The organism is Enterobacter cloacae complex sp. IR5418 (assembly GCF_049238105.1).
GTDB lineage: Bacteria > Pseudomonadota > Gammaproteobacteria > Enterobacterales > Enterobacteriaceae > Enterobacter > Enterobacter hormaechei.
On the sequence record NZ_JBMKHS010000044.1, the window covers coordinates 1 to 24,565 of the forward strand.

Here is a 24,565-nt window from a genome sequence, read left to right on the forward strand (position 1 = left end):
ACTACGGAAAGCTGAATATGGCGTTCTGAGCCTTCCCACCATGATCGGGGAAGACCCATGCATATACAGTATAAAGAATCAGTTTTATTCTTCAACACACTGTTTATTATGTTGTAACTACTCCCTACCTTCAGGTTCATGGTTCATTTTGTTAACGGTCTGTTGCTTCACAGCTTTGCTGATAGTCGCCCGGCTACAACCCAGCACTTTTTGAATCTGGCTCCAGGAGCTGCCGCTCGCAATCAGCCTGTTTATGGCGTCATAGCGAGACTGATTAACCTGGCGGCCTTTATACTTCCCTTCCCTTTTCGCCCTGGCGATCCCCTGCTGCTGCCGTTCCCGGCGCTGTTCATAGTCTCGCCTGGCGACGGCGGCCAGCATATCCAGCAACATATCGTTTATGGCCGAAAACATTCGGCTGTCAAAATCATTGTGACCCGATGCGAGCCAGGTTGTCGGAACGTTGACGGCCACAACCCGGATATCTTTCTGCCGGATCATTTTCTTCAGTGTGTTCCAGTCCTCCCCTACCAGGCGTGAAAGCCTGTCCACATCCTCTACCAGCAAGATATCGTTTTGCTGACAATCTTTCAGGAGCCGGAACAACTCAGGGCGTTCAAGCTTAGAACCTGATTCATTTTCAATGTAGTAGTTACAGATGCTCAGGCCGCGCTCGATGGCGAAGGTATTTATCGTGTCCAGGGCGCGTGTTGCATCCTGTTCAGTCGTGGATGCGCGTAAGTAAGCTCTGACAAAGCCTTTCGGTACTGTTTGAGTCATTATAGGGAACCAGTTCATTTTGAGTTAACCAGACACACCCATACAGTACCCATTTCAGTTGGTTCAGGGAAGGCACACTCAAAAAGAACCAGCAAACAGACCCCAGCCCTATAGTGACAACGTCACACTAAAAATTTACAACATAAAGATGATGTAAAGACACACCAAGATTTACACCATAAAGCGCACATAAAGACACAGCAACATTTACCATGTAAAGACACCATAAAGATAAATATATCTTTATTTGTGCTTTACATGGTAAAGCCATTGCATTATAAAGACACTGTAAAGACAAAAGTATCTTTACGAAAAACACACCATGTAAAGACATTCATATCTTTACATGAGCTTTACAACATAAAGAGAGGGATTCTGAAATGGGTAAAATCTTGCTTGTCGTATCAGATAAAGGTGGGGTAGGCAAAAGCACCTACGTGGCTAACACAGGCTCAATGCTGGTCAACAAAGGTAAGTCGGTAATTATCCTGAAGACAGATAAAAACCACGATCTGTTGAGCTGGAACGAAAAGCGGACAGATAACGGCTTACTCACTATCCCGGTTCACGCAGCTTACGGAAACGTCAGCAACGAAATTAAGCGCCTTAGTAAGCTGTGTGAAGTTCTCATTGTCGATTGCCCCGGCCACGACAGCCAGGAGTTCCGTAGCGCCCTGACAGTATCAGATATCGTGGTGACACTGGTTAAGCCGTCCTCTGATTTCGAAAGCGAAACACTGACCAGTGTTACAGAGAAAATCCGCACCGCTCAGAAAGCTAACGCAGCTCTGGAACCGTGGGTGCTGTTCACCAGAATCAACTCAGCGAAACCCCGCCACAGAAAAGCGGCCATTGATCTGGATAAATTACTGCGTTCGGACAACATCTGGATTCAACCTCTGAAAACCCGGATATCCGAGCTGGATGTGTATGAAAGCGCCTGTAATGAAGGGGCAGGGGTACATGACGTTAGCCGGGCATCGAGCCTTTCAACAGCGAAAGCACAGATTGAACTTGTGGCACAGGAAATTGGCATTTTATAGAAATATCAACAATATTCATCGAAATCTTTACATTGTAAATACACCATAAAGATACTATGATATTTACAATTAATGCATACCGTACAAGGGGAAATTTTCATGGCTTTAAAACTAAACCGCCCGAACATCGATGAATCTCAGCAACCAGCAACAAACGCAGAAACCGCGCGTTTTATCTCCGGCGCTACCAGAGCGCCTGTAGCGGGTAAACCAAAGTTGATGAACTTCAGACTGCCAGCGTACTTTGAGGAGATCCTGGAAGCGGAGGCGCAGAGAACAGGCCAGAGCAAGACAACCGTTCTAAAGGCAGCGCTGGCCGCATTCGATAACCTGGACGAGAACCTGAAAAACCACTGGCTGCTTGAATCTGCAAAATTAGGGTAGCGTTATGGCTAAGAAAAAGAGATATGTTGTGATGGTTAGAGATAAACCAAATACAGCGGCAATCAGCGATTATTAGCCTGGTTAGTATGGTTCGCTAACAGGCATAATAAGGCCGTTGCCTATGACTGCGGAGAATGGATTGTCGAACCATCACATTGGTTAAGAATTGGAAATCCAAAATAGAAAGAAACCTAAGGAAAGAAAAATGTTCATATTCAGATATATTAAAACTCTTATTAATATCTACTTGTTATACATCCAACCGATATTGGGGATGTTCCTTATAGGTATAGGCTTATGGGGGTTCTATGCACCTGATGAGGGAACTTGTACTAATCTCAATATTGAGTTATGCGCTGTATCAGCTATTGATGTTCTGAAGCCTGCTATTTTTGTATTTTTAGGCATTATTACCGTTGCCGGATGGTACTTTACCGAACTTCAGCCGAAGCTAAGGGGGGAGGGCAAGTATATGAAGGTAAAAACAGGTGTAAAACCGGAAGATTTCGTTAAGTAAAAACCGAGCCTAAAGACGTTAACCGTGGGGGATTTATGAATAAATCATGGCTTGAACAACAGGTGCAAAATGAAAAATTAAAAAAAGTACAGGAAGAGAAAAAAGATGGCACTATCCAAAAAGGATTGTACAGGGTTCGTATAAAAGACAAATACAGGTGGGATTTGTGGGAAAATGATTTCAGAGTTGTTATTGCTTATTCGAAAGATGATGCAGAGCTAAAATTTACAGAAATGACAGGTTTTAATGAGCATTACTATATAGAAAGCATTGAAAAAATAGTGCTTTCAGATATAGAAAAAATCTTACTGGAAAACTGAAAAGATAGTTATCCAGAGGTTTAGTTAAATAATGGCGTCAGTTTTTCAACCAGTAGCAGATCGCTTAAACCGTCTAAAGAAACAACTTCTATACCAGAATCAACAAGTGAATCAACTCCACATACTTCACCGAAGCCGATAACCATAATCGGCTTTCGGTCTATCAAATCAAAAATCACCAAAGGCAATATTACACTGTTAATCGCTTCAAACTCCTGAAAAAACATTTCAGAGCCGTATTCGCTGGCAGGAAAAAGAATCTCACTTAATCTCAAACCATAAAAAATATGGTAGTGTTCTTTAAGGTTATCCTTTAAAATATTAACAGCCTTAGAATATTTTTCGTTAATAAACTCTTTAACCTGATATTTCATAACTCTCTCCAACAAGAACCGACTGTAGGTCACCGGGCAAACGTTGCGGAATGGCGTCAGAGACGTCATTTTGCGGCGTTTGCCCTATCCTGCATCGCAGTGAAAAGAACTCGCCTCGTGCGCTATGATTAACCGATGATAAAAGGCTGAAAGAAGCACTGCAAGCCGACTGGATAACATTGTTGCTTCACGGCTGATCATCATTGGTTGCCTCAGTGCTAGTGTGCTTTGCATCAGGAACCAGAAGACGATACCACGGCATTTTTTTGTTAAGCAGCTCCATCAGGGGAGTGGCAAACAAACTCAATCCCCACAGCGTTACGATTACTGGAATCGTGAAATTTTGCGGCGTCCAGAACTGGCGCTCAAGGTGGAACCATGTAACAACACAGAGCATTCCACCAATCCAGAAAATAGCTTTACTGAAAGCCCCCAGGACTGCCAGAGAAATAACAGAGACTAAATGCAGTGCGCCAGCCGTAGCAAGACGTAGATAAAACCAGAACCATTTAGCGTGCCGGATAACCGGGTTACCGTTCGTTTCTCGCAATCGTTTTTTACGTTCCCGGATGATTTCTTTTTTCAGCTTACTTCGTTCGGCTCCCTGCGGAAACTCATATATTTTAGCCATGTTTTGCCTCACTTATTCTTTTTTGGTGGAACGACTTTGTCAAACTCCTCTAAAAATGCCATATCATCTTCCGAAAAGGATGAGGATTTTTCATTTATACTAAACTCAAATCTAAGCATGTGAGCCATTCTCCCTTTTTTCCCAACAACAGAGAAAGATAACTGATTTATTTCCGTTTTCTCAATTATCTCATTAATGCTTTTATTGATAACATCACGAACAAAAAATGAGTATTTAGGATACTTATATTTCTTCTCCCCTTCCTCAATAGTATAAAGTCCCATTTCCTCTTTTAAATCATCCACGGATATATCAAAAGATTTTTTTGAACTATTCTGACTGTAATATTTCCTAATGACTTGATAAAGGTTTGTTGAGTTTACACTGTTCAACAACACAACTGATTTCAATACCTGAGTGGTATATCTATTTTCAGAACCAATCAACTTAGAAAAATATCGCTTAGCTGTATTTGTGAATTTTATCCGTACAGTTGCAAGATGATCGTAATAGGCACAGAATTCTGTTAAGTTTAAATCCAAGCGATCAGGTATTTTATTCTTAGATGATAGTATCCCAAGTTCATCAGCCAAATTTTTTAAATCATCTCTGTTTAAAACTAACGTAGTTGAAGAAAGAACTTTAGCTCCCTCTTTCAGAGCTGCATAAGAGGCATATTTATCTAAAGAAGTAGCTTTTGAAAAAAAGTCAGCATCAACCTCCAAAATATCATCATCTAACATTTCCTTTGTATCAATCTGGCAAAGAGCCAGAAAAAGCACTCTTTTTGCTGAAAGGGAAAGGGATGCAAGAGTTACCCCAACTTCATTTCTATGTCTAACTTTCGTTAATCCCGTTACTGTCTTCACGATAAGCCTCATATAACCTTTCCTATGTAGGCAAATCATAACCCCACAAAGGTTGTAATTCAAGACAACAATACAACCTTTAATTAAAAAACCTCTCACCTTTAGATATGAAGATCTGAGGATCTTCATATCTAAAGATAGCAACAACCGCATGTTTCACTTGATGTTCAGTCAAACTGTGGAAACCGTTAAAAATCTTCTCACCTTACGTGAAAAATCCTCTCATCTTTAGTGAAAAATCTAACTACCTTAACTTAAAAATCTTCTCACCTTACGTGAAAAATCCTCTCACCTTACGTGAAAAATCCTCTCACCTTTAGCAATTTTTTTCCATAATTTTCAGGTAATTGAAGCGAGCTAAGTTTTTAAGTTTTTAAGATCAAGAAGAAAATATAAGGCTTTTAATGCACAGCGTCTGTGGATAACTCAGCATAAATCCAGAGGATAGATCCGTCTGGCCTCCCTGAGCACTGCACCACCAAAAATTGAGCAAATATTAACCTTAGCGCGTAAGTGCTCTATTGAAACCCCGTGGAAATTCCGCTTCCTCGCTCACTCGCGGGCTTCGCCCTGTCGTTCGGCTGCGGCGAGCGGTGTAATCTCTCTAAAAGATCCAGACGGGATCCTTTTCCGATCCAATTCTTAAATGCTCTCAAAAGCCCTCAGAGGCGTTTTAACCGCTTTAACCCGGTCATGGTTCAACGGAGCGGGTAAAATGCGCTTAGAACGTCATACAGCTCGTTTTTAACCTGATCCCTAATCAGGGGGTATAACAGAGGCGGCCAAAAAATCCGGCCTTGCTCGTCAGAGTATCTACCGCGCATTATCCCCGAACGGAAACCCGACCATCACAACACTTGCACAGCTTGCAGCAGTAGCCGGGTTACAGTTCACTCTCAGTAAGCCCAACCACTAACCTTTCAGACAAGCCCCTCATACCGGGGGGATTATTTCTTATGCCAGCAAAATTTCACGACCGGCGAGGATGGCCAAGTGTTTTTTGCTGGCAATTTTCGTGCAGCAGCTGGCGCCCGGATTCATTTTTTGCTGTCAGGCATCAATCGGTTTCAGCAACCCGCCCCGTAATTCGCTGCTAACGCATCTCATAACGCGCAGATACAGCGCCCCGCGCCAGTGTTTCACACTGACCCGGCGTACCGTTCGCAAGCTCACGCGCTAACTGCGACAGGCTAAACATCGTCTGATAGTCAGAAATTGGCCTGGCAGGGGTGAGGGGGGTTATCGCTCTCATTCGGGCTTGTTGGTTCGCCAGTCCTGGCGAACGTCTCCGGCGCGATGTTACGACAGCGCATTATGTAACTACAGTTCGCGCCTCTTTCGGAAATCCCTTCATGCGCGGTAAAGCAATATACATCTTTATGTAATCTTTACAATGTAAAGCATTAAAAATGATTCCATAACCATCATTTGATGGTATAATGAATTTGTTGGTTGGGAATGGTTCCCTGCCAGATTCCAGAAGCCCACACGGGCGGGAGCGAAAAATGAATATTCAGGAAGCATTAAACGTTTTTGGTTTATCCGGTGATCTGACTGAAAAGGACATCAAGGCGGCATACAAAAAAGCGGCTTTAAAATATCATCCAGACCGCAATCCATTGGGTGCCGAGCTGATGAAAGCAGTAAATGCTGCGTTTGATTTTCTCATGGCTAACATTGATAAAATCAATCAGTTTCAAAGCACTGATGAAAACGCACGTTACAACTACGGTGAAGATCTGGAAAAAGTTCTGAATACGCTTTCCGGCCTTACAGGGATTGTCTATGAAGTTATTGGTAATTGGGTCTGGATTAGCGGAGAAACTAAAGAACACAAAGACATTTTAAAGGAAATGGGCTGTAAGTGGGCATCTAAGAAAAAACAATGGTTTTACCGTCCTGAAGAACACAAAAGCCGCTGGAACCGTAAAGAACACAGCATTGAAGAAATTCGTGAAATGTATGGTACAGCGGGTAAACGTAAGGCGTCAGGCTGGACACGTGTAGAAGCAAGCGCATAACCGGAATGGGGGCGAAAGCCCCCTAGAACATGGCAAAGATTGATTCGGAGACACGTTGATGAAAAACAAGACCATAACGGAAGCGGAGCTGATAAACATTTTTGAAAGTTACGGAGCCTACATTTGCCCGGATGAGATCGAAGTTACAGCCAAAGAATGCAATGAAAATGGTTCAGTCTTGCACCGTGGCTTAAACGCAGAAGGATGGGCGCATCTTTTTGCGAAGGAAGAAGCATATCAGCAGGAATGCGAAGCCCAGGAAGCTGCAAGTGATGATGGACACTTTGATGAATAGTCTTAAAACTGCCGTAATTCGATTTACGGCTTTTTTATTGAGTTCAAAAGGCTGAATCGATGAAAGAACAGAAAAATTTCTTTGAACGGTATAAACCGGTGTTTGAAATCGTTTGTCGAATCCTGGGGAACGGCTGGCGTGTAAATCTGCTCGATGATTGCCAGTACAGGATTAAGCTAACCTCACCTGATTTTAAAAATTACTCTATACATATTCGAATGGAGAAAGGAAGGTTAGTTATCATTGGAAGCGTAGATAGTCGCAGCTGGAGAAGTCCTTACCATACTTGCACAGTATCGCCAGAGCGTAACCCTGTAGAAATCGCCGCCGATATTGAAAAGAAAATCCTGTCGGATGCTTTAGATAATGTAGATATGGCGCGAGAGTATGAACAACAGTTACAGCAAAAACGCGAGAAAAAACTGATCCTGAAAGGAATGCTATCTCGTTTAGTGCATCTTGAAAGCTGGCATGGGACATTGACCGGGTTTAAAGTTGAGAATGGGTTAGATGGTAACGTATCAGAACGGGGCGACGGATATGAAATGGTAATTCGTGGCCTGAGTGTAGATCAGCTCATAAAGGTAGCGGGGTTTATTAAACAGCTATGAGGCAAAAAATGAATGAAGTCCTGAGCGACAGGAAAAACAAAGGTAATGTAACATACAGGATTGTTGTGTCTGAAGATGCAACACGTTTGTTTATTGAACTTGAAAAACTGATGAAGGTACGCTCTAAAGAAGCGGATAAAAAAACAACTAAAAAGATTGTTTTCCAAAAATCATTTTATTACGAAGAATTCTCGAACGTTAAAGATGAAATTGATGATCCAATTTTATTGAAATTCTATACAGATACTATTGTGAAGGTACAAAATCATGAGTTTTAAGCCAACACCTGAAGAGGTGAAACAAGCACGTATTAAAGCTGGCTTTACGCAGCAGGAAGCCGCTGAACGGTTTGGTTTTACGTTATCAGCCTGGCAAGCCAAAGAAACATCCGGTAAAACGTCTCGTGGTTTAGCCGCTGGTACGTATGAATTACTTTTGCTCCTGGCTGATGAACATCCAGATTACCAGCTCGTTAAGAGAGAAAAAAATCAGGATAAAGTGACTAAATAAATTGCATTACCATCATATGATGGTATAATTTATTTGTAGGTCGGGAATAGTTCCTTACCATGATCCAGTAGCCCAAACGGGCGGGAGACTAAAATGAACACGTATGTTATCACTTTCCAGGCTTTAAACACTAAGAAAGAAAAAATCACCTGCTCTGCTTTTGTCCATTCAGAAACTCTCTTCCTTGCCGTTCATTCTTTCGAAGATAAAAATCGCGGTCGTGGTTATGTTATCACGTCTGTTAGTGAATTGTTGTCCGAGGAACTGACGGCGAAAAATTCCCTCAAGAAAAATATTAACTTTTGGTTTAATGAGTGTGGTTTAAGTAAATCTGAGGTTATAAACGAAGTAATTAACTGGAAGAATTTCGCATATACCCTTAAAGAACTGGAGGAAGCCAAAAATGAAGCGATAAGAGAACTGCGGAGTTAATCAATTAGGGGTGGTATCAGGTTGTGGAGGCAACCTGATACCGTGACACTCAATTCCCTCGCGAGGAATATAAAATGTCGGAACGCATGTTATCAGCAATACAGACTGTTGAAAAGGGTGGGCGTCCGGTTTTTCCCTTGATGCCATTCTCTGCTTTTCCTGAGTACATGGCATTACTCAGAAAAGCCCTGGAAAAGAAAGAAACAAAAGCACTGATAGAAAAACAGGAGGTGCTATGAAAAAACAGGAGTTTTTAGATTTTATCAGTGCAGAACAGAGGCGGGGAGCTGTCCGGTTTTCGCTGGGATTTAACAGCAAAGGGGAAATTGTATTGCACTGGACTAACGAGGCCGGGTTAAGAGTCTGGAGTATACTAAGCGGTAACAGGGGAAAAAGTCCCAGCCGGGCAAACCGGGAAAGAATGAGTAACCTCCGCCGCTGGCTCCATGATGCCCGGCAGGGCATGGAAGGCGACACACCAGAGGCAGAATAAAATTCCCGTTCCTGAATCGCCGAAGCCCTCCCGTTTACGGGAGGTGCTTTTTTTGTATATTCCGTAAAACAGCGCTCGCGCCCCCTGCCAGGCCATTCGCGTAGCGAATTTATTTCCGCCCAAGTTAGCCGCGAATCCGTTGTCTCCGGTCGCAGACGCACCAGATCACAGCCACGATAGCCTTTCATTTTTTGCATTTCGATGGACGCTGAAGCACAATTTATGTGTGGAGGTAGTTCACTGCGATGCAGGATAGGGCAAACGCCGCAAAATGACGTCTCTGACGCCATTCCGCAACGTTTGCCCGGTGACCTACAGTCGGTTCTTGTTGGAGAGTTTTATGAAAAAAGTTCAATTCAGGATTGAAGAAAGCCAACATGATGATCTACTTGATTGTCTTAAAACACTTTATCCAGATGAACCGGGTTTAACCGTGGCAAAAGGAATGAAGCTGCTTGCCAATGCTTTACTGAAAAGCAAGGTTAAAAATGAAGATGTTAATGTGTCAAAAGACAATGATGATTTTATCAAAACCACAATGTATTTGACAGGGAAACAAAGAACTTTAATAGAGAAAGCGGCTCATCGTCATGGCTGGAATTTATCCAGAGAATGTCGTTATCGAATCCAGACGACACTTGAAAATGAACTTGATTTTTTCGATCAGGAACTTCTGGTGATGAATCGTTGCCGTAATGCAATAGATAAAATAGGGCGAAACTTTCATTATATTATCGTTAATGATAATGCCAGAGTACTTGATAAAGATGGGTTCTATCAGGACGCTGAGCGGTTGAGTTCAGAGATAATGAGTCTCAAAAGTGAGTTTGAAAACTACATTATGTTATGCAAAGGGCGAACTGTTTCTAACAAGGTTGAGGTGTAATCATGGGCGTTTATGTTGACAAGGAATTCAGGGTTAAGCGTAAGTCCTCTGAAGCTGGCCGCAAGTCTGCTTTCGCCCATAAAGTTAAAAATGGTGGTAAAAACTATCAACGCAACGTTCAGGAACGTATCAACCGCAAGGGTGCCAGTAAGGAGGTTGTTGTCAAAATCTCAGGAGGTGCGATTACCCGGCAGGGAGTTCGAAACAGTATTGACTATATGAGCCGGGAGTCAGAGCTGCCAGTGATGAGTGAAAGCGGTCAGGTATGGAAAGGTGATGAGATTCAGGAGGCTAAAGAGCACATGATAGATCGTGCTAATGACCCTCAAAATGTTTTCGATGATAAAGGTAAGGAAAATAAAAAAGTAACCCAAAATATTGTGTTTTCACCGCCTGTATCAGCAAAGGTAAAACCTGAAGATCTGCTTGAGTCTGTCAGGAAAACGATGAACAAGAAGTACCCAAATCATCGTTTTGTGCTTGGCTATCATAACGACAAAAAAGAACATCCACACGTGCATGTCGTTTTTCGTATTCGTGATAATGACGGTAAACGAGCTGATATCAGGAAAAAAGATTTACGGGAAATTCGTACAGGTTTTTGTGAAGAGCTGAAGATGAAGGGCTATGACGTTAAAGCCACTCATAAGCAGCAGCATGGACTTAACCAGTCTATTAAAGATGCGCACAAAACAGCGCCAAAACGACAGAAGGGCGTTTATGAGGTTGTTGATGTTGGCTACGACCATTATCAGAACGATAAAACCAAACCAAAGCAGCATTTCATAAAGCTTAAGACACTGAACAAGGGCGTGGAGAAAACATATTGGGGGGCTGATTTTGGTGAGTTAACCACTCGCGAGAACGTTAAGAAAGGTGATCTTGTTAAGCTGAAGAAGTTAGGACAAAAGGAGGTGAAAATCCCTGCACTTGATAAGAACGGTGTACAGCATGGCTGGAAGACTGCACACAGGAATGAGTGGCAGCTAGAGAACCTGGGGGTTAAGGGCATAGACAGAATCTCTTCATCCAGTAAAGAGCTGGTGCTGAACAGCGCGGAGATGATTAAGAAACAGCAACTCCAGATGAGAAATTTCTCGCAAATAAAACAGTCGATGATTCAAAGCGAACAGAAAGTGAAAATCGGAATTCGTTTAGGATAATTCATACTCTCCGGTAACTTATTGATTAAGATCGATTTATTTATCTTGTTAGCAGAGTTTTTGTAAAAAGTAACTAGCGGTAAAAAATTTAGTTAACTTGACTATAAAATAAGCGCATGGTGATCAATCGATCTGCTTTTTTGTTATCAAATAGCATATGTATCTAGATATAAATAAAATACAAGCACAAACAAAATGAAATGTGTCGTAAATGCGATCTAAAGATCTGCTTGTGTGGTTGAACGCAGCACATGTAGCTGATAAAGTTTTTATGAGATGTAAATTTGTCCTTTTGTTTTTTTTCTCTGATTCGGGGTCATCCGAGTCGAGAGAGCGCCTGAAAGGAAAAACTATGGAATGGTATGTTTTGCAATTCACCACTACGAGATTTGCAGCAGTTTTTGCTCATCTCGAACGCCTGAACTTCTCTTACTTCTGTCCTATGGAGACTGAAAGGTATCGTCGCCCGGATAAGATAATTTCATATCGAGAAAGACGTTTGCCGCTTTTTCCCGGTTATCTTTTTATCCAGGCAGATTTTGAAGAGGTTCATTCCACTACAATAACTGCTATCCCTTACGTACAACGCTTTATCTCATTTGGCGGTGAGCCTTTACCTGTACCAGAAGATGTGATGGCGGAGCTTTTGTACAGACAATCACATACAACAGCTCAGGCAAATCTTTTAAGGAAATCAATTCCACACGATTTTGCTGAAATTCTACTCATGGATAATCCGCAGCAAAGAAGTATGGCTTTCATCCACTACATCACAGAGAGAAGCTTAACCCACAAAATGAAACGGAAGAAAAATGACTGCTACCCGAAAAAAAACCGCAACGAGACGCAAGCCCCAACGTAATACACTCTACCTGCCCTCAGCTTCTCGTGAGGAACTGGATAAAATTGCTCTGGAGATTGGCTATCGCAGGGGGCGACGTATTTCAAGCTCTGGTGTTGTCCAGTACCTCATAAAAAAATATTCCAGCCAGGCTATTGAGGAGCTGATAAACGAAGACGATGAAGACGATGACGACTTCGATGACTAACCATTCAGTCTAAACTTTCCGCGCTGTTCTGGCCGGGAGAAAATCATGTTATCTACTACTGCTTTTGCGGCGCTTGCTTTGCAATGCGCGGCCAGCGTTCATCCCGATACTGCGCATGAAGTTGCAAGGGTTGAATCTGGTTTTAACCCATATGCTATTGCCGAGATAATACCGAAGGTTGAACGTAAGCCCGGTGACAAAGGCGTAGTGTCCTACTTTCCCAAAACTAAGGAGGCTGCACTCCAGATCGTAAATCAAATTGAATCACGAAATCATCGTTACTCAGTCGGTCTTATGCAAATAACGAGTACGAATTTTGCAAACTTCAATACAACCGCTGAGAAAATGTTTGACCCCTGCGAAAATCTCAAGGTTTCAGAGCAAATTTTGGTGGATTGTTATAAACGTGGTGGCGATATTTTACGTGGCCTGAGTTGCTATTATTCCGGCAATCCAGAAACAGGAACTAAACCTGAATCAGATTTTAATAACACCAGTTATATACAGCGCATAGGGTTTAATCCGCCTGATAACAAAAAAAACTGGGTGGTTCCTTCAGTTAAAGATGCAATCAGAAAGGAGAATGTAACACAGAGTATCAAACCTAAAGAAGTTACCGTATATCCCCAATATGCCATGCGTGGCACTGTTTTAGATGAAAAGGAAACAAACGATGTTAAAACTCAATAAACGTTATTTAACTCTTTCTGTATTTATGGCTGCATTGATGCTTTGTGTAGCAGAACCCGCCTTTGCTGATGATGTATCCACTAAAACAACTGGCTTCTTGCAGAAGATTATCGATTTTCTGACGGATATCCGTAAGCCAGCAATCACCATCATTGCGCTGGTAATTGGTTATATCGCTATCTTCTCACGCCAGCATGCAGCGTGGATTACGCCTTTAATTATCGGGATTATCATCTTTATTGTTGCGCCATATCTGCCTGACTGGTTAGCGTAATATGTAATAAAAGGGGGCGTAAAAATGAGTACCGTTTTTAAAGGGCTGACACGCCCCGCTTTGATTAGGGGGCTGGGCGTTCCGCTCTACCCCTTTCTTGGAATGTGCGTTATCTGCGTTTTGCTTGGTGTCTGGATTCATGAGGCTATGTATGCCCTCATCCTCCCTGGCTGGTATGCCATCAAGCGAGTTACGAAGATAGATGAACGCTTTTTTGACCTGCTTTATCTGCGAATGCAAATCAAAGGTAATCCTCTGGCAAACAAGCGCTTCAATGCCGTCCATTATGCGGGGAGTTCGTACGACGCAGTCGATATATCGAAAGTGGACAATTTTATGAAGCTTAAAGACCAGTCTTCTCTTGAAGAGTTAATCCCGTATTCATCACACATCACTGATAACCTCATTGTTACCAGAAACCATGATCTACTGGCGACCTGGCAGATTGACGGAGCTTATTTTGAATGTGTAGATGAAGCGGATCTAGCCTTGCTTACTGACCAGCTCAATACGCTGATACGTAGTTTTGATGGGAAACCCGTTACCTTTTATACGCATCGTATTCGGGTTAGAAAAGAAGTGCGACCTGTATTTGACAGCAAGATCCCATTCGTCAACAGAGTGATGAACGATTATTACGAATCGCTTTCGGCGGCTGAGTATTTTGAAAACAAATTATACTTAACCGTATGCTATAAACCGTTCAGCGCTGAAGATAAAGTGACGCATTTTCTTTCAAGGAAAAAGGGTAATAAAAATATCTTCGAAGAACCCATTAATGATATGAATGAAATATGTGGCAGATTGAGCACCTATCTCTCCCGGTTTCATTCCCGTCGTCTTGGGTTATATGAAGAAAATAATATAGTTTATTCAGAACAGCTTACGCTGTTCCAGAAACTGCTATCCGGGCGCTGGCAGAAAGTCAGAGTCACCAATAGTCCGTTTTATACATACCTGGGTGGTAAAGACCTGTTCTTTGGTAACGATGCTGGACAAATCACTGCCTCTGACCATGCCCGGTACTTTCGTTGCATCGAGATCAAGGACTACTTTCAGGAAACGGATGCCGGAATTTTTGATGCACTGATGTATCTCCCGGTTGAGTATGTACAGACTTCCTCTTTAACTCCGATAGACAAGCAGTCTGCAATCAAGGCGCTGGATGATCAGATCGACAAACTCGAAATGACCGATGATGCCGCTAAATCCTTGCTCGCTGATTTGAAAGTTGGTCTCGATATGGTCTCCAGCGGCTATATTTCTTTCGGGAAAAGTCACCAGACACTGATTGTTTACGCAGATTCGCCGGAGCGTCTGGTGAAGGACACCAATATTGTAACGACGACCCTGGAGGATTTAGGGCTGATCGTAACCTATTCAACCTTGAGTCTTGGCGCAGCGTATTTTGCTCAGTTACCTGGTAACTACACGTTACGGCCACGCCTGAGTTCTATCAGCAGTCTGAACTTTGCCGAAATGGAAAGCTTCCATAATTTCTTTACGGGCAAGGAGAAAGGAAATACCTGGGGTAACAACCTTATCACCCTGGGCGGCTCAGGAAATGATATTTATAACCTGAACTATCACATGACTACCGAGCATCAAAATTACTTCGGTAAAAACCCCACGCTGGGGCATACCGAAATTCTTGGTACGTCAAACGTGGGTAAAACGGTAGTGATGATGACTAAGGCTTTCGCCGCCCAGCAGTTCGGAACGCCGGAGTCTTTTCCACCTGAGAGGAAATTAAAGAAGTTAACTACAGTATTTTTCGACAAAGATCGGGCAGCGGAACCCGGTATACGTTCAATGGGAGGTGCTTACTTTCGGGTGAAAGAAGGAGAGCCGACTGGCTGGAACCCTGCGGCTTTGCCACCAACCAAACGAAATATTTCCTTTATGAAAGACCTGGTGAGGCTACTTTGTACGCTTAACAGTGAGCCGCTTGATGATTACCAGAACCGCCTGATTTCTGATGCCGTTGAGCGCCTGATGCAGAGGTCAAACCGCTCTTATCCGATCAGTAAGTTGCGACCACTCATTCTGGAGCCTGATGATACTGAAACCCGGCGGCATGGGCTTAAAGCACGCCTGAATGCCTGGGTGCAGGGAGGGGAATTTGGCTGGGTGTTTGATAACCCGGACGATACGTTTGATGTGGACAACCTGGACGTTTTCGGTATAGACGGAACGGAGTTTCTGGATAACAAAGTACTTTCCAGCGCCGCTTCATTCTATCTCATCTACCGTGTCACCATGCTGGCTGATGGCCGCCGACTCCTTATCTACATGGATGAGTTCTGGCAATGGATTAACAACGAAGCGTTCAGAGATTTTGTTTATAACAAACTCAAAACCGCGCGTAAGCTGGATATGGTGCTTGTCGTAGCGACACAATCGCCGGATGAACTAATTAAATCACCTATCGCGGCTGCCGTTCGTGAGCAGTGCGCAACACATATTTATCTGGCGAACCCCAAAGCGAAACGTAGTGAGTACGTAGACGAGTTGGAAGTGAGAGAACTTTATTTTGACAAAATTAAAGCCATTGACCCGTTATCTCGTCAGTTCCTGGTCGTCAAAAACCCACAGAGGAAGGGGGAAAGTGATGATTTTGCGGCTTTCGCAAGACTGGATTTGGGAAAAGCGGCGTATTACCTACCGGTTCTCAGCGCATCGAAACCCCAGCTTGAACTGTTCGATGAAATCTGGAAAGAGGGTATGAAGCCGGAAGAGTGGCTTGATACCTATCTGGAACGTGCAAACCTGATTTAAGGAATCCCTATGAAAAAGCATATCGTTGCGGCACTTATCGCCTCTGTTACGGTTATTTCTGGTGCTCAGGCTGGTGTTCCCGTTGCCATTGATGCAAACCCTGAATGGGCTGTCGAAGCGCAGCGCTGGACAGAACGCCTCAAACAGTGGCAGGACACCGTGAACCACTACCAGAAACAGATTAATGCCTATAAGCAGGAGCTGCTGACCAAAACGGGCATTCGTGATGTTCAGGGACTGGTGCAGTCTGCGCAATCTGTCAGTAAGGAGCTGGAGAATATTTACGACCAGGGGAACTCCTTCATTGATGATTACATTAAGAACCCGGAAGCCACCCTGTCTGAGCAAGCCAGATCACTACTGGCCGATTATAAGGTGACAAACACCTGTAAGGGGCTGGGATATACGGGCGACCTGGTGCGGGGCTGTGAAGCCTCGTTCCTGTCCCAACTGGCGGGGATCGAGTACGGCAATAAGCTGGAAAGTAAACTGCGTGAAGATAATCAGGAAATGGCCGACCTTATCGACCAGGTGAAGAACGCCCAGGACACGAAAGCCACGCAGGACGCGACAAACGCTGTATCTCTGGCAAGCCTGAAATTTAACAAGCTCAAATTTCAGTATGAAATGTATCGCGATAAGCAGCGCGATCTTGCAGAATACAAGGAGAAAATGTTACAGGCTGCTTTCCAGGAGAAACAATTAGGGGCTGTTAATAAAGAAACTCCAGTTGTTGATTATAAGGCAGCATTTGAGCAGCAGAGTTATGAAATGAACTGAGGGGGCATTTTGAAAAAATATGGATTAGTTGCGGCGTTGGGGCTTACATTCTTTCTTACCGGGTGTGAAGAGGTTAAATCTGTAGACTGGTGGCAGTCTCACGTAGACGATGCAACGAAAAAAGTAGCTGAATGCAAAAAGTCTGGGAGTGATAGCGAAAATTGTAAAAACGCTAAGGAAGGTTTGTTTAGGTATAAGCAATTACATCCTAAGCATGTTGACTATAAAGATGCATTCAAAAATGTATTGGGTAAAGATGGAAGTTAAAAGGAGCCACTATGGCAACTTCTAGGTATTTCCAGGCCGCTCATGACGTTATTGTTAAAACTCTTGACCAGTCTTTGACTGGTCAGTTAGATAACTTTTCTTCAATAGCGTCTCAGTTGGGTAAGTATGGTATTTCCATTTATATATTGTGGTATGCTTATACCACAATAGTTGGGAAGCAAAAAACCGCAGTGCAGGATTTTTTATGGAATCTATGTCGATTCTGGTTAATTCTTGTTTTTGTCAAAAATATGGGGGGGTGGTTAGATAGTGCAACTCAGGCCATTGATGGGCTGAAGGAAACATTTGCAGGAGGTGATCCTTGGAAATGGGTTGACGAGCTTTGGGAGAAAGTTCAGCAGGTAGCTGCATATCTTATGTCCAAAGATACTTCGAAGTATGTGAAAACAGATGGGGCAATCGCATCTTTATTAACATATGCTGGAGGGATAATTGCATTATTGCTAACTTCAATAGTTTATCTCGCCGCCGAAGTTACTATTAAGATACTTACTATTACCGCGCCGTTGTTTATTATTTGTCTTTCATTTGGTTTTTTAAGGCAGATGTTTAATAGCTGGCTTCAGTTAATATTTAGCTCATGCTTCATATTCTTGTTTTGTGGACTGGCAATTAAAGCGGGAATGACGTTCCTTAATGGCATTCTGACAATCTCGATAGCTAACGCAGATGAATTAAATCTGATATCAACAGGTGCTCAGGCCGGGGTTGCAGGTGCATTTATGGCCTGGATTATCTGGCAAGCCAAAACCTATGCTTCCCAGCTCGCAGGGGTAGGTGTTGAAGGCGCGATGCAAGGGGCAGCCGCAATGGGGATTGGTGCTGGCGTGTTCGGCGCTTCCCGTATGGGGCGTAATCTGCTTGGTATGGGTAAAAATGCAGGGATTGGCGCATGGAAAGGCGTTCGCCGTCAGGATGGAGGGTTCAACCAGTCTCCTGGTGTATCCGGTAAGTTGGGGAATCTGACCGGGCAGGGCGTTAATATTGGCGCTAAGAGGCTTCGCCAGGCTGCGATAGATGCGGCGAAAAAGAAATATGGAGGTTAACCGATTTATTATTTAAATCTGTCAACTCTGAGTATTCCGCAGTAAATATTCACTCCTCTATTTAGGTTCTCACATTATGAAACTACTTATCACGGCTATCGTGACGCTTTGCCTTGTCGGATGCCAGGCGTCACATAAACAACCTCCGGTATCCGGAAAAAGCGAACCTGTTAATTCAGCAGAGGTAATGCGCAATGGGGTTTAAACTCTCAGGATTAAAACTTCCCGGTTTTAACAAGAAAAAAGAAGTAACAGACTCTTCAACTACTTTTGAAGAGAAAAATGTATTGATGCAGGAGAAAATGAACCGCATTTATAAATTCGGTGGTATTGCAGGAATTGCCGTAGGTGTGTTGTCTCTGCTGGCACTGAATGGAGCGCTACCGTTAAAGAGTACGGTTGTCGAAGCTTATCTTATTAATGGTGTCACTGGCGTTGCTGAAAGACTGACTTCTGTTAAAAAAGAAAACCTCTCTGAAAATGAAGCGCTGGCGAAATACTTCATTACTCAGTATGTGAAGCGTCGTGAAGGGTATAACTATTTCAGTCTCCAGCATGATTATGATTATGTTCTGTTATACAGCGCTGAGAATGTGGCGACGGATTACAACGCTTTAATCAACGGCAACCAGTCACCAAAGGTTATTTATAATAAAGCGGAAAAAACCGCATCTGTTCAGGATAATCCGTCCGTGATTATCAGTCCGTCATCCCGGCGCGATGATAAGGATATGGGAGCATATATCCGGTTTAAATTAACCATTCGAAATGTCGCGACAGGCCAGGATGATTATGAATACTGGAACGTCCGGTTGACCTACCGTATTGAACCACAGGTCGAAATGGCATCGGGTGACCGAAACAATAACCCGCTTAAATTCGTTGTAACGAGCTATGTACGCGATAAAGAAGTGAAAGGGTGAAAACTATGAAAATGAATAAAGGAGCGCTAATTGTGGCGCTTCTGTTGGTGTCGCACGTCTGCCATGCAGCCGTTACGCCAGCAGCCAGCCGTTTTGATCCCCGTAATCAGATTGTCAGTTATAACCCGCAAAACACGACAGTCATAAACAGTGCGGTTGGCTATACAACCACACTGGTATTTGACGAGGATGAAACGGTCATCAGTGCCAGAACCGGCTTTCCCCAGGGCTGGGAAGTGAACAAAGAAGATAACCTGGTGTATCTCGAAGTGAAGCCCGTCAAACAGACCGTACAGAAGAACAGTACCGATGACAATGGCAACCAGTCTTCAGAGGTGGTCAGTGTAGCCCTTGATCCTGAAAACGACCTGGAACGCTGGCGAACAAACCTGTTTGTTCGCACAACAAAACGTAATTACAGCATGGAGCTGAACGCCCGAACGTTCCGGCAGCCGGATAAGATCGCGTTTGTTGTTAATTACCAGTACCCGCAGGAACGCCGGAAGGAGCAAGCCGAAATCGAGAAGAAACGGATTGAGGCTCTTAACAAGCGGCAGGAGGAGCAGGCAATCAACCGTTCTCTTGAAAATGCGAAGTCGCCCAAGAACTGGGATTACTGGAAGCGGGTAGCTGACGGCAGCCAGTCAATCAGCCCGGATTATGCGTATGACGATGGCCGCTATACCTGGTTTGGCTTCAGCCCCCTGAAGAAAATCCCCAGCGTCTTTGTTATGAGCGGCGAACAGGAAACGCTGACTAACCCGGTAGTCAAAAACAGCGGTAGTTTCACCGTTGTTGGTGTTCCTGTAGACCAGCGCTTTGTTTTGCGTATGGGAAATCAGGTTGTTGGGGTTGAAAACCGGGGCTTTGGCAAAGTCCGTCTTCCGGCAGGAGATACCGTTTCCCCGAACGTTGAGAAAGAGGTGATCCAGTGAGCGAACAGGAAAATAAAATCCCGACCGCTGTAGAAATTGAACAGGCACTACGGGAACGGCATCAGAAAGAAATTGAGCAAAACGATAAAACGGATAAGGGAGATGAAGATGACGGTAAATCAGTAAAACGCCTGGGTATCGAGAAGCTTAAAAAATCGCGTAAGGGGCTGGTGATTATTGTGGCCGCTTTCCTTCTGCTGGCCGCCGGGGTGTCTGTCTACTATATCCCGTCGATTATTCGTGCAATGTCCAGCGGTGATGATAAGCCTGCCAGTAATGCGGTATCTACTGGTTCAGTAAAACGCGCGACAGGACTCAGCGATGATGTTGATCCATTCAACACCAGGGAAGAACCGGCTAAGACGGAAGAACGGAAGGAAAGCAGCGGCAAAGCGGAAACGCCACCGGAAAAAGTACAACAAAACTTCAGTCGTGCGCTGGATGTGGCCTATGGGGGGAGCAGCTCTGCTTCCTCAAATTCCGGTGGTAGCTCATCAACGGCCAGCAATACCAGGAACGAGGGGGACGGCAGTGACAAACAGGCAGAGGTTCAGCCTGTTAATGCAGGGCAACCCGCGCAGCTTTCTAAAATTACGCGCGTTCCTTATGACCCTAACCTTTTCATTCCTGAAAATACCGCGATTAAGTGCTCGCTGGACAGACGATTTATTTCTGATCTGGCTGGCAAGCTGGTCTGTACGATTAATGAGGACGTATACAGTGCAAACAGGAATGTAAAGCTAATTGAAAAGGGAACAGCCGCATATCTGATGTATAAAACGGGCACGTTCAATCATGGTCAGGGAGCCGTGTTTATCGCTGCTACGAAGCTTAGAACACGTAAGGAACCTTTCATTGATATTCCGCTGATTGATACACAGGCGGCGGGAGCGCTGGGTGAGGCCGGGGCTTCAGGCTGGATTGACACACATTTTGCAGATCGCTTTATGGGCGCGATGATGGTTGGCATGATCCCCGATGTGGCACAGGCCGCAAGTGGAGCGGCTAAAAGTAATAAAGACAATCAGACCGACTATACAGCTAACAGTCGCCAGGCTTTTGCTGATATAGCACGCGAAGCGTTTGCAAACAGCGTAAATATCCCTCCAACGCTTTATAAAAACCAGGGGGAAATCATTACTCTGATCGTTGGTCAGGATTTGGATTTCTCCAGCATCTACAAATTAAAAATGGTGGGTACCCGGAGGTAATTTGATAACGCTGGATATCAAAGAGTTTTCAATGCTGTTAGGAATAAGGGAAAGCGAAATATACCATCATATTCGTAAGGGCATACCAATAAATGGCGTTCCTTTCCCCAAACCACTGAAACAAATCAAAACGCATCGATTTAATTACGAAGAAGTCATGCGTTTTATTGAAGATCTTAAAGGAAAAGGTGAATTATGAAGGATGCAGAGAACAGACATATTGTTTATGAAATAATAGATGAATACTTCCACCACTGGCTTAATGAAGTCGATGGTTTAACTGAAATCGCGGTAAATCGGCCTGATGAACTGTTTGTTAAAGTGAGTGGGAAATGGCAGCAGCATGAATTAAAAATGGATTTTAAAGATTGTATGTCATTTGCAGGGGCAATTTCTGATTATCATGATGGTGGGTCGGTTACGCCAGAATATCCCTTACGTTCTGTTACGCTCCCCGGAGGGGAGCGTGTACAAATAGTTATTCCCCCGGCAACGGAACGGGAAACGGTGTCTATTACAATCCGTAAGCCGTCCAGTGTGTTTATCGACCATGATACCTTTGTTAAACAAGGGTTTTACTCAAGGCTAAATCAAGGGGGGAAATTCAGGGATAAAGAAGATGAATTATCTTCAATGTTTAAAGATAATTGTTTTGAACAATTTGTCCCTGAATGCCTGGTTAAGGGTAAAACGATGGTATTTTGTGCCGGAACGGGGGCGGGTAAAACCACCTTTGCAAATGCCTGTCTTCAGTACATACCCCATCATTTACGATGTATTTCAATTGAAGATACAGATGAAGCAAAGTTCAGGTTCCACAAAAATCATGTGAAATTGTATTACCCGTCAGAAGGGGAAAGTAGCACTGTCAGTTCCGCTTCTCTTTTACGTTCTGGTTTTCGTATGAACCCGGACAGAATCCTCATGACTGAGGTTCGCGGCGCGGAAGCCTGGGATTTTCTCAAAGGCTCAAGTTCCGGCCATGCAGGGAACCTTACAACCGTCCATGAGAGCACCCCTGAAGATGCTGTGCTTGGACTGGTTCAACGGTGCTATATGAACCCTGAATGTCAGAATTTGCCTTATAACATTATATTGCGGAGGGTGTTAAGCAACGTCGATGTGATTATGAGTATTAAGTACATCGATGAGGAAGATAACCGATTTGCATCGGGTATTTACTATCGTGATATTCATTTTCAGGAATACTTTGAAAAGCTGAAGGAGTGATTATGTCTCTGAAACTACCCGATAAAGGCCAGTGGGCTTTTATCGGTCTGGTTATGTGTCTTGTGACGTATTATACTGGCTCAGTTGCTGTTTACTTCCTGAACGGAAAAACGCCGCTTTATATATGGAAGAATTTTGATTCCATGCTGCTGTGGCGGATAATAACAGAGAGTAATATACGGACAGATATCAGGTTAACCGCAATCCCCTCTCTTTTATCAGGTATGGTTTCGTCTCTCATTGTGCCTGTTTTTATTATCTGGCAACTGAATAAAACGGATGTTGCTCTTTATGGTGACGCGAAGTTTGCCAGTGATAATGATTTAAGAAAATCGAAACTTCTGAAATGGGAGAAAGAAAACGATACTGATATTCTTGTAGGTGCATATAAAGGTAAATACCTGTGGTATACCGCACCAGATTTTGTATCACTTGGCGCAGGAACCCGCGCAGGTAAAGGGGCTGCAATAGGTATTCCAAACCTGCTGGTCAGGAAACATTCCCTGATTGCATTAGATCCAAAACAGGAACTGTGGAAAATCACCAGTAAGGTACGTGAAAAACTGCTGGGTAATAAGGTCTATCTTCTTGACCCTTTCAACAGTAAAACGCATCAGTTTAACCCGCTTTTCTATATTGATTTAAAAGAAGAGAGCGGGGCTAAAGACCTGCTGAAGCTGATTGAGATCCTGTTCCCGTCTTACGGTCTGACCGGAGCGGAAGCACACTTTAATAACCTCGCGGGGCAGTACTGGACGGGGCTGGCAAAATTGCTTCATTTCTTTATTAACTACGACCCCTCCTGGCTTGGTGAGTTCGGGCTTAAACCTGTTTTCTCAATTGGTTCTGTAGTCGATTTGTACAGCAACATCGACCGGGAGCTGATACTCAGTAAGCGAGAAGACCTGGAGGGAACAAAAGGACTTGATGAAAACGCGCTGTATCATCTGCGCGATGCCCTGACCAAAATCAGGGAGTATCACGAAACCGAAGACGAACAACGTTCGAGTATTGATGGTTCGTTTCGTAAGAAAATGAGTCTGTTTTATCTTCCGACTGTTCGCAAATGTACAGACGGCAATGATTTCGACCTTCGCCAGTTGCGCCGGGAAGATATCACTGTTTATGTTGGCGTTAATGCTGAAGATATGTCCCTGGCCTATGACTTCCTCAACCTGTTCTTTAACTTCGTTGTGGAAGTCACGTTACGAGAAAACCCTGACTTTGACCCGACACTGAAACATGACTGTCTGATGTTCCTGGATGAGTTTCCGTCTATTGGTTACATGCCAATCATTAAAAAAGGTTCGGGTTATATTGCCGGGTTTAAACTCAAACTTCTGACGATTTACCAGAATATCAGTCAGCTTAATGAAATCTATGGTGTTGAAGGTGCCAAAACGCTGATGAGTGCGCATCCCTGCCGGATTATCTACGCTGTCAGTGAAGAAGATGACGCTAAAAAGATTTCGGAAAAGCTGGGCTATATCACCACCAAATCGACAGGTTCAAGCAAGACAAGCGGACGCTCAACGTCGAAAAGCAGTTCAGAAAGTGAGGCGCAGCGCGCCCTTGTGCTCCCGCAGGAGCTGGGAACGCTGGATTTTAAAGAAGAATTTATCATTCTTAAAGGTGAAAACCCGGTTAAAGCTGAGAAAGCCCTCTACTTCCTCGACCCGTATTTTATGGACAGGCTGATGATGGTAAGCCCCAAACTTACCGAGTTAACCGCCTCTCTGAATAAGACTAAAAAAGTATTGGGTGTTAAAGGGCTTAAATATCCTTCTAAAGAAAAAATGCTCTCCGTCGGTGAGCTGGAGTCAGAGGTTTTACTATGAAAAAAATGTTAATGGTCAGTGTCCTTTTTCTCTCTGCCTGTTCCTCTCCGCCTGAACCACCACAGGTTGACTGGGAACAGAATCCTGAAACGGTGAATACACAATTAATGGACTGGCAACCGACATACTCAGTTAGGCTTTGTTGAATAAATCAGATTTCGGGTAAGTCTCCCCGTAGCGGGTTGTGTTTTCAG

The 24,565-nt window shown here is 43.8% G+C and carries 32 protein-coding genes and 2 pseudogenes; 30 read left to right on the forward strand and 4 right to left on the reverse strand.

Features of this window, described 5'->3' with window-relative positions:
• Positions 1–117: 117 nt before the first annotated feature.
• Entirely contained in the window at positions 118–780 is a 663-nt protein-coding gene (locus ACOTX7_RS21440) for a recombinase family protein (protein WP_001549893.1), read from the reverse strand.
• 380 nt (positions 781–1,160) lie between these two features.
• Here ACOTX7_RS21440 and ACOTX7_RS21445 point away from each other — a divergent pair, with 380 nt between their 5' ends.
• The 4 genes from ACOTX7_RS21445 to ACOTX7_RS21460 all read left to right on the forward strand — a co-directional run bounded on the left by ACOTX7_RS21445 (position 1,161) and on the right by ACOTX7_RS21460 (position 3,044).
• Entirely contained in the window at positions 1,161–1,823 is a 663-nt protein-coding gene (locus tag ACOTX7_RS21445) for a division plane positioning ATPase MipZ (protein WP_000516402.1), read from the forward strand.
• A 99-nt stretch (positions 1,824–1,922) separates the two neighbouring features.
• Positions 1,923–2,207 (forward strand): hypothetical protein, encoded by a 285-nt coding sequence (locus tag ACOTX7_RS21450; protein ID WP_001185481.1) that lies wholly within the window; start codon positions 1,923–1,925, stop codon positions 2,205–2,207.
• A gap of 205 nt (positions 2,208–2,412) precedes the next feature.
• Positions 2,413–2,724: a hypothetical protein gene (locus ACOTX7_RS21455; protein ID WP_000469598.1), complete on the forward strand. Its 312-nt coding sequence runs from the start codon at positions 2,413–2,415 to the stop codon at positions 2,722–2,724.
• Positions 2,725–2,759: 35 nt separating this feature from the next.
• A complete protein-coding gene (locus ACOTX7_RS21460) occupies positions 2,760–3,044 on the forward strand; it encodes a hypothetical protein (RefSeq protein WP_001043731.1) in 285 nt (94 codons plus the stop codon).
• A 20-nt stretch (positions 3,045–3,064) separates the two neighbouring features.
• Here ACOTX7_RS21460 and ddp1 (ACOTX7_RS21465) read toward each other — a convergent pair whose 3' ends face one another.
• The 3 genes from ddp1 (ACOTX7_RS21465) to ACOTX7_RS21475 form a co-directional block, all read right to left on the reverse strand.
• Entirely contained in the window at positions 3,065–3,418 is a 354-nt protein-coding gene (gene ddp1 / locus ACOTX7_RS21465) for a DNA distortion polypeptide 3 (protein ID WP_000877224.1), read from the reverse strand.
• A gap of 187 nt (positions 3,419–3,605) precedes the next feature.
• Positions 3,606–4,049 (reverse strand): hypothetical protein, encoded by a 444-nt coding sequence (locus tag ACOTX7_RS21470; RefSeq protein ID WP_001074369.1) that lies wholly within the window; start codon positions 4,047–4,049, stop codon positions 3,606–3,608.
• A gap of 8 nt (positions 4,050–4,057) precedes the next feature.
• Positions 4,058–5,071, reverse strand: a complete 1,014-nt coding sequence (locus ACOTX7_RS21475) for a replication initiation protein (RefSeq protein WP_001348704.1) — start codon at positions 5,069–5,071, stop codon at positions 4,058–4,060.
• Positions 5,072–5,681: 610 nt separating this feature from the next.
• On the opposite strand from ACOTX7_RS21475, the pseudogene ACOTX7_RS21480 reads away from it, so the two are divergent.
• The 26 genes and pseudogenes from ACOTX7_RS21480 to ACOTX7_RS21605 form a co-directional block, all read left to right on the forward strand.
• Positions 5,682–5,834: pseudogene (locus ACOTX7_RS21480) on the forward strand (DNA-binding protein); the annotation flags it as partial.
• 589 nt (positions 5,835–6,423) lie between these two features.
• Positions 6,424–6,939, forward strand: coding sequence for a DnaJ domain-containing protein (locus ACOTX7_RS21485; RefSeq protein WP_001025390.1), 516 nt, complete (start codon positions 6,424–6,426; stop codon positions 6,937–6,939).
• 58 nt (positions 6,940–6,997) lie between these two features.
• Complete coding sequence (locus tag ACOTX7_RS21490) at positions 6,998–7,234, forward strand: hypothetical protein (protein WP_000792381.1); 237 nt, start codon at positions 6,998–7,000, stop codon at positions 7,232–7,234.
• Positions 7,235–7,293: 59 nt separating this feature from the next.
• Complete coding sequence (locus ACOTX7_RS21495) at positions 7,294–7,845, forward strand: hypothetical protein (protein WP_000662998.1); 552 nt, start codon at positions 7,294–7,296, stop codon at positions 7,843–7,845.
• 8 nt (positions 7,846–7,853) lie between these two features.
• Complete coding sequence (locus tag ACOTX7_RS21500; RefSeq protein WP_001006717.1) at positions 7,854–8,123, forward strand: hypothetical protein; 270 nt, start codon at positions 7,854–7,856, stop codon at positions 8,121–8,123.
• Complete coding sequence (locus ACOTX7_RS21505) at positions 8,113–8,355, forward strand: hypothetical protein (protein WP_000008707.1); 243 nt, start codon at positions 8,113–8,115, stop codon at positions 8,353–8,355. Before ACOTX7_RS21500 ends, ACOTX7_RS21505 begins: the two co-directional genes overlap by 11 nt.
• 93 nt (positions 8,356–8,448) lie before the next feature.
• Entirely contained in the window at positions 8,449–8,787 is a 339-nt protein-coding gene (locus ACOTX7_RS21510) for a hypothetical protein (RefSeq protein ID WP_001099725.1), read from the forward strand.
• A 74-nt stretch (positions 8,788–8,861) separates the two neighbouring features.
• Positions 8,862–9,026, forward strand: coding sequence for a hypothetical protein (locus tag ACOTX7_RS21515; RefSeq protein ID WP_000004083.1), 165 nt, complete (start codon positions 8,862–8,864; stop codon positions 9,024–9,026).
• Positions 9,023–9,280 (forward strand): hypothetical protein, encoded by a 258-nt coding sequence (locus tag ACOTX7_RS21520; RefSeq protein WP_004199355.1) that lies wholly within the window; start codon positions 9,023–9,025, stop codon positions 9,278–9,280. The genes ACOTX7_RS21515 and ACOTX7_RS21520 overlap by 4 nt, the downstream gene beginning before the upstream one ends.
• A 340-nt stretch (positions 9,281–9,620) precedes the next feature.
• Positions 9,621–10,166 (forward strand): DNA distortion polypeptide 1, encoded by a 546-nt coding sequence (gene ddp1 / locus ACOTX7_RS21525; protein WP_001348698.1) that lies wholly within the window; start codon positions 9,621–9,623, stop codon positions 10,164–10,166.
• A 2-nt stretch (positions 10,167–10,168) separates the two neighbouring features.
• On the forward strand, positions 10,169–11,329 hold the full coding sequence (gene mobP1, locus ACOTX7_RS21530) for a MobP1 family relaxase (RefSeq protein WP_004199101.1): 1,161 nt from the start codon (positions 10,169–10,171) through the stop codon (positions 11,327–11,329).
• Between the two features lie 352 nt (positions 11,330–11,681).
• Positions 11,682–12,191: a transcription termination/antitermination NusG family protein gene (locus ACOTX7_RS21535; RefSeq protein WP_000455437.1), complete on the forward strand. Its 510-nt coding sequence runs from the start codon at positions 11,682–11,684 to the stop codon at positions 12,189–12,191.
• Positions 12,142–12,378: a hypothetical protein gene (locus ACOTX7_RS21540; protein WP_001348696.1), complete on the forward strand. Its 237-nt coding sequence runs from the start codon at positions 12,142–12,144 to the stop codon at positions 12,376–12,378. The genes ACOTX7_RS21535 and ACOTX7_RS21540 overlap by 50 nt, the downstream gene beginning before the upstream one ends.
• Positions 12,379–12,423: 45 nt before the next feature.
• On the forward strand, positions 12,424–13,068 hold the full coding sequence (locus ACOTX7_RS21545) for a lytic transglycosylase domain-containing protein (RefSeq protein WP_000953538.1): 645 nt from the start codon (positions 12,424–12,426) through the stop codon (positions 13,066–13,068).
• Entirely contained in the window at positions 13,052–13,342 is a 291-nt protein-coding gene (locus tag ACOTX7_RS21550) for a TrbC/VirB2 family protein (protein ID WP_000916156.1), read from the forward strand. The genes ACOTX7_RS21545 and ACOTX7_RS21550 overlap by 17 nt, the downstream gene beginning before the upstream one ends.
• A 24-nt stretch (positions 13,343–13,366) precedes the next feature.
• Positions 13,367–16,120: a VirB3 family type IV secretion system protein gene (locus ACOTX7_RS21555; RefSeq protein ID WP_015060057.1), complete on the forward strand. Its 2,754-nt coding sequence runs from the start codon at positions 13,367–13,369 to the stop codon at positions 16,118–16,120.
• Between the two features lie 9 nt (positions 16,121–16,129).
• Complete coding sequence (locus ACOTX7_RS21560) at positions 16,130–16,900, forward strand: type IV secretion system protein (protein WP_000716326.1); 771 nt, start codon at positions 16,130–16,132, stop codon at positions 16,898–16,900.
• A gap of 9 nt (positions 16,901–16,909) precedes the next feature.
• A complete protein-coding gene (locus ACOTX7_RS21565) occupies positions 16,910–17,167 on the forward strand; it encodes an EexN family lipoprotein (protein ID WP_000759841.1) in 258 nt (85 codons plus the stop codon).
• 11 nt (positions 17,168–17,178) lie between these two features.
• The gene (locus ACOTX7_RS21570) at positions 17,179–18,234 is read left to right on the forward strand and encodes a type IV secretion system protein (protein WP_000235886.1); all 1,056 of its coding nucleotides are present in this window, start codon (positions 17,179–17,181) and stop codon (positions 18,232–18,234) included.
• Positions 18,235–18,428: 194 nt separating this feature from the next.
• The gene (locus tag ACOTX7_RS21575) at positions 18,429–19,157 is read left to right on the forward strand and encodes a virB8 family protein (protein ID WP_004199085.1); all 729 of its coding nucleotides are present in this window, start codon (positions 18,429–18,431) and stop codon (positions 19,155–19,157) included.
• 5 nt (positions 19,158–19,162) lie between these two features.
• Complete coding sequence (locus tag ACOTX7_RS21580; protein WP_000783386.1) at positions 19,163–20,092, forward strand: TrbG/VirB9 family P-type conjugative transfer protein; 930 nt, start codon at positions 19,163–19,165, stop codon at positions 20,090–20,092.
• Positions 20,089–21,303: a VirB10/TraB/TrbI family type IV secretion system protein gene (virB10, locus tag ACOTX7_RS21585; RefSeq protein WP_001295060.1), complete on the forward strand. Its 1,215-nt coding sequence runs from the start codon at positions 20,089–20,091 to the stop codon at positions 21,301–21,303. The genes ACOTX7_RS21580 and virB10 overlap by 4 nt, the downstream gene beginning before the upstream one ends.
• A 1-nt stretch (position 21,304) precedes the next feature.
• Positions 21,305–21,502: a DNA-binding protein gene (locus ACOTX7_RS21590; protein WP_000629109.1), complete on the forward strand. Its 198-nt coding sequence runs from the start codon at positions 21,305–21,307 to the stop codon at positions 21,500–21,502.
• Positions 21,499–22,533 (forward strand): P-type DNA transfer ATPase VirB11, encoded by a 1,035-nt coding sequence (virB11, locus tag ACOTX7_RS21595; RefSeq protein ID WP_000650512.1) that lies wholly within the window; start codon positions 21,499–21,501, stop codon positions 22,531–22,533. The genes ACOTX7_RS21590 and virB11 overlap by 4 nt, the downstream gene beginning before the upstream one ends.
• A 2-nt stretch (positions 22,534–22,535) precedes the next feature.
• Positions 22,536–24,371, forward strand: a complete 1,836-nt coding sequence (locus ACOTX7_RS21600) for a type IV secretory system conjugative DNA transfer family protein (protein ID WP_000053822.1) — start codon at positions 22,536–22,538, stop codon at positions 24,369–24,371.
• A pseudogene (locus tag ACOTX7_RS21605) lies at positions 24,368–24,505 on the forward strand (conjugal transfer protein); the annotation flags it as partial. The gene ACOTX7_RS21600 and the pseudogene ACOTX7_RS21605, both read left to right, overlap by 4 nt.
• Positions 24,506–24,565: the final 60 nt, after the last annotated feature.

Coding starts and splice junctions, on each gene's coding strand:
- ACOTX7_RS21495 (WP_000662998.1), top strand. CDS start 7,294: ATGAAAGAACAGAAAAATTTCTTTGAACGGTATAAACCGGTGTTTGAA.
- ACOTX7_RS21600 (WP_000053822.1), top strand. CDS start 22,536: ATGTCTCTGAAACTACCCGATAAAGGCCAGTGGGCTTTTATCGGTCTG.
- ACOTX7_RS21575 (WP_004199085.1), top strand. CDS start 18,429: ATGGGGTTTAAACTCTCAGGATTAAAACTTCCCGGTTTTAACAAGAAA.
- ACOTX7_RS21475 (WP_001348704.1), bottom strand. CDS start 5,071: ATGCGGTTGTTGCTATCTTTAGATATGAAGATCCTCAGATCTTCATAT.
- ACOTX7_RS21460 (WP_001043731.1), top strand. CDS start 2,760: ATGAATAAATCATGGCTTGAACAACAGGTGCAAAATGAAAAATTAAAA.
- ACOTX7_RS21540 (WP_001348696.1), top strand. CDS start 12,142: ATGACTGCTACCCGAAAAAAAACCGCAACGAGACGCAAGCCCCAACGT.
- ACOTX7_RS21510 (WP_001099725.1), top strand. CDS start 8,449: ATGAACACGTATGTTATCACTTTCCAGGCTTTAAACACTAAGAAAGAA.
- ddp1 (WP_001348698.1), top strand. CDS start 9,621: ATGAAAAAAGTTCAATTCAGGATTGAAGAAAGCCAACATGATGATCTA.
- ACOTX7_RS21490 (WP_000792381.1), top strand. CDS start 6,998: ATGAAAAACAAGACCATAACGGAAGCGGAGCTGATAAACATTTTTGAA.
- ACOTX7_RS21500 (WP_001006717.1), top strand. CDS start 7,854: ATGAATGAAGTCCTGAGCGACAGGAAAAACAAAGGTAATGTAACATAC.
- ACOTX7_RS21545 (WP_000953538.1), top strand. CDS start 12,424: ATGTTATCTACTACTGCTTTTGCGGCGCTTGCTTTGCAATGCGCGGCC.
- ACOTX7_RS21440 (WP_001549893.1), bottom strand. CDS start 780: ATGACTCAAACAGTACCGAAAGGCTTTGTCAGAGCTTACTTACGCGCA.
- ACOTX7_RS21560 (WP_000716326.1), top strand. CDS start 16,130: ATGAAAAAGCATATCGTTGCGGCACTTATCGCCTCTGTTACGGTTATT.
- ACOTX7_RS21580 (WP_000783386.1), top strand. CDS start 19,163: ATGAAAATGAATAAAGGAGCGCTAATTGTGGCGCTTCTGTTGGTGTCG.
- ACOTX7_RS21470 (WP_001074369.1), bottom strand. CDS start 4,049: ATGGCTAAAATATATGAGTTTCCGCAGGGAGCCGAACGAAGTAAGCTG.
- ACOTX7_RS21455 (WP_000469598.1), top strand. CDS start 2,413: ATGTTCATATTCAGATATATTAAAACTCTTATTAATATCTACTTGTTA.
- virB11 (WP_000650512.1), top strand. CDS start 21,499: ATGAAGGATGCAGAGAACAGACATATTGTTTATGAAATAATAGATGAA.
- ACOTX7_RS21485 (WP_001025390.1), top strand. CDS start 6,424: ATGAATATTCAGGAAGCATTAAACGTTTTTGGTTTATCCGGTGATCTG.
- ACOTX7_RS21570 (WP_000235886.1), top strand. CDS start 17,179: ATGGCAACTTCTAGGTATTTCCAGGCCGCTCATGACGTTATTGTTAAA.
- ACOTX7_RS21555 (WP_015060057.1), top strand. CDS start 13,367: ATGAGTACCGTTTTTAAAGGGCTGACACGCCCCGCTTTGATTAGGGGG.
- ACOTX7_RS21450 (WP_001185481.1), top strand. CDS start 1,923: ATGGCTTTAAAACTAAACCGCCCGAACATCGATGAATCTCAGCAACCA.
- ACOTX7_RS21520 (WP_004199355.1), top strand. CDS start 9,023: ATGAAAAAACAGGAGTTTTTAGATTTTATCAGTGCAGAACAGAGGCGG.
- ACOTX7_RS21535 (WP_000455437.1), top strand. CDS start 11,682: ATGGAATGGTATGTTTTGCAATTCACCACTACGAGATTTGCAGCAGTT.
- ACOTX7_RS21445 (WP_000516402.1), top strand. CDS start 1,161: ATGGGTAAAATCTTGCTTGTCGTATCAGATAAAGGTGGGGTAGGCAAA.
- ACOTX7_RS21505 (WP_000008707.1), top strand. CDS start 8,113: ATGAGTTTTAAGCCAACACCTGAAGAGGTGAAACAAGCACGTATTAAA.
- mobP1 (WP_004199101.1), top strand. CDS start 10,169: ATGGGCGTTTATGTTGACAAGGAATTCAGGGTTAAGCGTAAGTCCTCT.
- ddp1 (WP_000877224.1), bottom strand. CDS start 3,418: ATGAAATATCAGGTTAAAGAGTTTATTAACGAAAAATATTCTAAGGCT.
- ACOTX7_RS21550 (WP_000916156.1), top strand. CDS start 13,052: ATGTTAAAACTCAATAAACGTTATTTAACTCTTTCTGTATTTATGGCT.
- ACOTX7_RS21515 (WP_000004083.1), top strand. CDS start 8,862: ATGTCGGAACGCATGTTATCAGCAATACAGACTGTTGAAAAGGGTGGG.